General features: G+C 56.3%; 2 protein-coding genes. One reads left to right on the top strand and one right to left on the bottom strand.

Going from position 1 to position 2,822, the window contains the following annotated elements; all coding sequences use genetic code 11:
• On the top strand, window positions 1-445 hold a 445-nt coding region (locus tag JQK15_RS26265), incomplete at its 5' end, for a transposase (protein ID WP_214869558.1).
• 423 nt (window positions 446-868) lie between these two features.
• Here JQK15_RS26265 and JQK15_RS26260 read toward each other — a convergent pair.
• Window positions 869-2,446: a hypothetical protein gene (locus tag JQK15_RS26260; protein WP_214869556.1), complete on the bottom strand. Its 1,578-nt coding sequence runs from the start codon at window positions 2,444-2,446 to the stop codon at window positions 869-871.
• Between the last annotated feature and the right edge of the window lie 376 nt (window positions 2,447-2,822).

Genomic DNA, 2,822 nt, shown 5'->3' with positions numbered 1-2,822 from the left:
AATCGAGGCGCAACTCCGGGCCTCGACCCGCACTCTCGAGTTAAGAGCTGCGTCAGATCCGGTTTGCATGCGCCTGATGACGGTTCCTGGCGTGGGGCCGATCACCGCGCTCACCTATACAATGAGCATCGAAGATCCCCGGCGCTTTGCCAGAGGCGAAGATGTCGGGGCGTATGCTGGGCTGGTCCCTCGACGCAGCCAGTCTGGCGAACGTGATACGCAAGGGCACATCTCCAAAGCGGGCGACCCTATGTTGCGACGTGCGCTCTACGAAGCAGCCAATATTATCCTGTCGAGGGTGAGGCAGCCATTTGCGCTTCAGCACTGGGGTAGAAAAATGGCTGAAGCAAAAGGGCCCAAGCGCGCAAGAGTCGCAGTCGCACGGAAGCTGGCTATATTACTCCATTCCCTTTGGTTGAACGAGACCGAGTTCCGCTGGGTCTGACCCGGCGCCCCGCTCCCGATCAGCCATGCCCGGACGATCTCGTCACAAAAGTGGAGGGTCAAACCTCGTTTGGGACCCAGAGACGTCCACTCACTACCGCTAGGCCGCGATCATGAGGCACAGACGATCGGCTCTTTCAGCTGTCTGATGACCTCGAAGACAACCGTTGGCAATCGGGCGGGAAAATGAGCTGCCATGCGAATATCAATTAGACAACTTTCGCGACTGTCGCCTTCTGAGAAACCCACCTAGGAAAGCGGCCACTCCTGATCCGGATGGATCGTGCCTTTAGTGTAGAGGTCACAGTTTTCGGTCTGTCTGCTCCGAAGCTATGACGTATAGCGGACGGCACTAGACTGGCACTGGGGCTGCTAGGGTTTGAGTTTGAACGAGTATGTTAACGTGAGGAAGGAGGGCACACGATTAATTCCACCAATCGTCGGTCACCGCAGCGAACTCAGGGACAGCACGCTCGGGCTTCACTGTTAGTGGGATTGCTCCATCCGGTAGCAAGAAGTGTTTTTGATGGGCGGTCATTAGCGACCGTTCACCTGTCTGCTTACAATTCTGCCAGACATCAACCGGCCCTCGTAGCTCGATGTTGTAACGGTTCGGGTTGAGTTGGCTTTTGGCACTTTCGAAAAGAGCGAATGCATCTTGGCTGATCGGAGCGGTCGTCCAAAACTCGAAAGTGACAGGGAGGTTTTTCCAGTCGGGATGTTCCCGGATCCCTTTGTAGGCTACAGGAACATTATGCTGAAGCCAGCGGGTGAAGAGCTCGTCGGAAATTGTGGCGCGCGGGCTGTAGCCCTTGCACTCGATAGCGGTGACCGAATGGTTCGCCTTGATGGCAAGGACATCGACTTCGGCCTTACCCTTGCCGTCGACCTTGAAAATCCGGTTCATCCAGACATCGCCCAGGCCAAGGCGCTTGGCAGCATCGGCAGCGATATACTCGAACAAGGTTCCACGCAGCTGATTGGCTGCGCCTTCGATCCGTCCCAGAGTACTGAACAATTCTTCGAACCGGCCGTCCTCGAAAGACGAGAAGGCGACATTGCTGAGGACGCTCGTGAGTTCGTGAAGGGCGTTGGCTATTTCCTCCCCGAACAAGCTCGCTGGCGTGGCTGCGATGATACCGGCACCCCGTAGAGCGCGGAACGCATCCGGCTCATAACCGTCGGCAACGAAGATTTGCATGCATGGACCGACTTTGGGCAAGGCGCGCAGCGTCGTACACTTTCGAATAAACGGGCGGACCCCTTGGATCGTCATCCGCTCGGTTAAATTGACGTCACAGGCAACAAATCCCGGCTTCGTGTCTCCCCCTGAAGAGAAACGCACCATATGCCCAAGATATGACGGAGCGCTAAGATCCCACACAAAAGTGCCGATCTGTGGCAATTGCTCGTCGGAACGGGTCGCGACCAGATTGTAACTGGCGATGCCGAGCTTGCGCAGCCAGTCGCGGACAGCCGTGATGAGTATATCCTCGGTCAACAGGCGCGCGCGCATGTCCGCTGCGCGGACCGAATAATATTGCTCCTCTTGGACCAGCGCCACGCACTCGCCAAGCGCCGGGACTACAACCGTTTTTACGAGGCCAGCTTCGCTTAGATATTGGAGAACCGTGTCCGCAGAAAGGTGTTTCATCTGCCTGAGCGGCGAGCCGCATATTATCGGAAACTGCCGCGAGGGTATCATCCCGCCTGCCTGGCGAAGAGCGGCCAGCGCGAACCCGAGCGCAGAATTATTCAGCATCAACTCGGCCGAGAGCTTCCACCAATATTCCGGTGATCCGAACTGCTGCTCAAGGTAGAGGAAACGGGCATTCCGGGGAAAGGGAACGCCCGCAAGCCGTCGAACTTTTCCCCGCGCGCGTGAAAGGCGCTGGCGTGCCGCTTCTGGAGAAATGTGCGCCACCTTTGCCAACTCTGCCGCTACATCGCTCGAAAGCGAGGGACCCATTCTCTGTAGAATAGTCTCTACCAATTCGGCCATGCACCGCTCCTGTCACACTGCGCTATTAATAACATGAATACATGTGTGAGAAGGAGCTTTTTTTGGTGTGAGAAATTGGCATTGAAAAGATTAGATAAATTATCCTCTGAGATATGCAGTTCGGACAGCTTTGTCACAGTGATCTGTCACACTGGCACAAGAAGGCTGCTCGCACGAGCTTCTCGATGTCGGTTCTGGGGCGCCTGCGCGGCACTTTGGCGTCTCGGCTAGCCTTCAGATAATCAGCAAGAGAGGTTGTCCGCACCGCCTTTCACTAGGCTGTAGATCTGTAATTGCAGAGCGAGGCGGTGTGATCCCTTGAGGGTTTCATGGATCTGTCCGCACTAACCGGGCCGAGGCCTGGCCGTGCTGTATC

This window comes from Sphingobium sp. BHU LFT2 (genome assembly GCF_018604485.1).
In the GTDB taxonomy this organism is placed as follows: domain Bacteria; phylum Pseudomonadota; class Alphaproteobacteria; order Sphingomonadales; family Sphingomonadaceae; genus Sphingobium; species Sphingobium yanoikuyae_A.
The sequence above is the reverse complement of the archived record's forward strand: the minus strand, read 5'-3'. Positions and strand labels throughout refer to the sequence as shown.